Raw genomic sequence first — 2,247 nt, 5'->3', positions numbered from 1 at the left:
GGCGGCCGCATCGAGCACCTCGATGGCGGCCGGCACCACCTCGAGCCCGATGCCGTCGCCGGGAATCACCGCGATGCGGTGTGTGGAGATTGCCACGATGCCTGCTCCTCTCAAAGGAACCGTCCGAGCGCTAGAAGCGCCCGGCCCACCATCCGAAGGGCAGCGGAACTCCCAGCATCCGCCCGAACGCGAGGTACAGTACCAGCACCCAGGCCGCGCCCGCAGCGAGGGCCCGCACCCACAGCTTCCAGTCAGTCCGGCCTGCGCGCGCGAGCAGCGTCGCGAGCCCCGCAAACCCTAGCGCGCCGCCCGCCACGTAGCCCAGCTTCCAGAATACGAAGAGCCAGGCGGCCAGGGCTGCCGAGATTCCCAGCACCCACGCCAGCGGGTCGGGGGCGGCCTGGGATGGGTCGGCGGTGACGGCGGAGGCAGGCGCTGGAGCGGGATCGGCCGCCGGGGAGCGGCGCGACCGGGCCCGGAAGGCCGCGGCGGCGGTGCGCACCAAAAGCAGCGCCGAAACGGCCGCGAGGGCGACCAGGATGGCGTCGGGCCAGATGCCCCCGAAGGGCGTCATGTAGTTGCGCTGAGCCCAGAAGACGCCGGCCAGGGCCAGCATGAAGATGGCCACCGCAAAGTCGGCACCCACGCTACATCGCCACCTCTTCGGCCCGCCGTGCAGCCTCTTGCCGGCGCCGCATGGCTGCCGAGACGAAAGGCCAGGCGAGCGAGAAGGCGCTCAGCAGGATCAGGATCCAGGAGATGGGGCGGATGAAGAAGATGAGCCACCGGCGGGGCAAACCGGCTCCCATGAGGAGCCCCTGGACGAACCCCTCCTCGGCAATCGGCCCGAGGACGAGCCCCAGGACGACCGGCGCCGGGTGGACGCCGAGCCGCTTCAGCGCGTACCCGGCCACCCCCAGCACCAGCATGATGACGACGTCGAAGAAGTTGTTGCGGATGGCGTACGACCCCACCACGGTCAGTGCAAAGACGCCGGGTACGAGGTAACGCGTCGGGAGGACGCTCACGAGGCGGTTCAAGAGCCTCCCGCCCCAGATCCCGATGGGTGCCATCACGAGCGTCGCCAGCGCCAGCGCCACGATGAAGGTGTAGACGATCTTGCCCTGGGTCGTGAAGAGTTCGGCGCCGGGCCGCAGGCCGTGGAGGAGCAGCACCCCGTATATGACGGCATCCGGCGGGGCGCCCGGGATTCCCAGAGTGAACAGGGGCACCATGCTGGCGCCGACCACGGCGTTGTTGGCCGACTCCGTGGCGATGACGCCGTCGATAACCCCCGTGCCGAAGCGCTCGGGCTGGCGGGAGGATCGCCTGGCGGCGTCGTACGCCACCAGGTTGGCCACGCTGCCGCCTGCCCCGGGGAGAAGCCCGACCCACATGCCGATGAAGGCGGATCGCAGGAGGTTGACCGGCTGGGCGAGCACGGCCCGCACCGTCTCGCCGAAGACGCCCCTGCGGCGTTGGTAGGTGAGGACTTCGACCTTGCCGGCCCGCCGGGCATTGGCGGCCATGGTGATGATTTCGGGGATGCAGAAGAAGCCGATGAGGGCCACGACCAGTTCAACGCCGGCCTGAAGCTCGGGCTGCCCGAACGTGAAGCGCACGTCGCCGCCGATGGGGGCGATACCCACAGTGCTGAGCAGAAGGCCAAAGAGGGCCCCGATGGCACCTTTGAGCAGTGACCCGCTGGAGAGGCTCGCCACGATGGTCAGCCCGAACACGGCCAGCCAGAAGTACTCCGGCGGGCCGAACTTGAGCGAGACGGACGCCAGGGGCGGGGCCAGAAAGGCCAGGAACAGAACCCCGATGAGGCCGCCGGTGACGGAGGCGATGGTGGCCGTGATGATGGCCTGCTCGCCCCGTCCCTGGCGCGCCATCGGGTAGCCGTCGAAGGTCGTGCCGATGGAGGACGGGGTGCCGGGCGCGTTGATGAGGATGGCCGAAAAGGCCCCGCCGTAAATCGCTGCCATGTAGATGGCGCCCAGGGCGATGAGGCCCCGGGTTGGATCCATGGTGAACGTGAACGGTACGAGCAGAGCCACGGCCATCGTGGCGCTGATCCCCGGCAACGCCCCCGCGATCAGGCCCGCCACGATGCAGGCGAACATGATGAGCAGGGTGTCCGGCCGAAGGGCTTCGGCAAGGATGGCGCTGAGCATTTCGAACAATCCAGTTCACCTCCCCGGCGCGCCGGATGGGCTTTTTGATGCGCGGTCCCGGGTAAACGCC

At 69.2% G+C, this 2,247-nt stretch carries 2 protein-coding genes; both read right to left on the bottom strand.

The window, feature by feature from the left end; genetic code table 11:
- Positions 1-130 precede the first annotated feature (130 nt).
- Complete coding sequence (locus tag AB1609_21820; protein MEW6049073.1) at positions 131-646, bottom strand: tripartite tricarboxylate transporter TctB family protein; 516 nt, start codon at positions 644-646, stop codon at positions 131-133.
- A gap of 1 nt (position 647) precedes the next feature.
- Positions 648-2,177 (bottom strand): tripartite tricarboxylate transporter permease, encoded by a 1,530-nt coding sequence (locus tag AB1609_21815; protein MEW6049072.1) that lies wholly within the window; start codon positions 2,175-2,177, stop codon positions 648-650.
- Positions 2,178-2,247 lie beyond the last annotated feature (70 nt).

It is taken from the genome of Bacillota bacterium (genome assembly GCA_040754675.1).
Lineage (GTDB): Bacteria > Bacillota > Limnochordia > Limnochordales > Geochordaceae > Geochorda.
The sequence above is the reverse complement of the archived record's forward strand: the minus strand, read 5'-3'. Positions and strand labels throughout refer to the sequence as shown.

Excerpts from the sequence above, each read along its gene's own strand:
- AB1609_21815 (MEW6049072.1), bottom strand. The coding sequence starts at position 2,177 with ATGCTCAGCGCCATCCTTGCCGAAGCCCTTCGGCCGGACACCCTGCTC.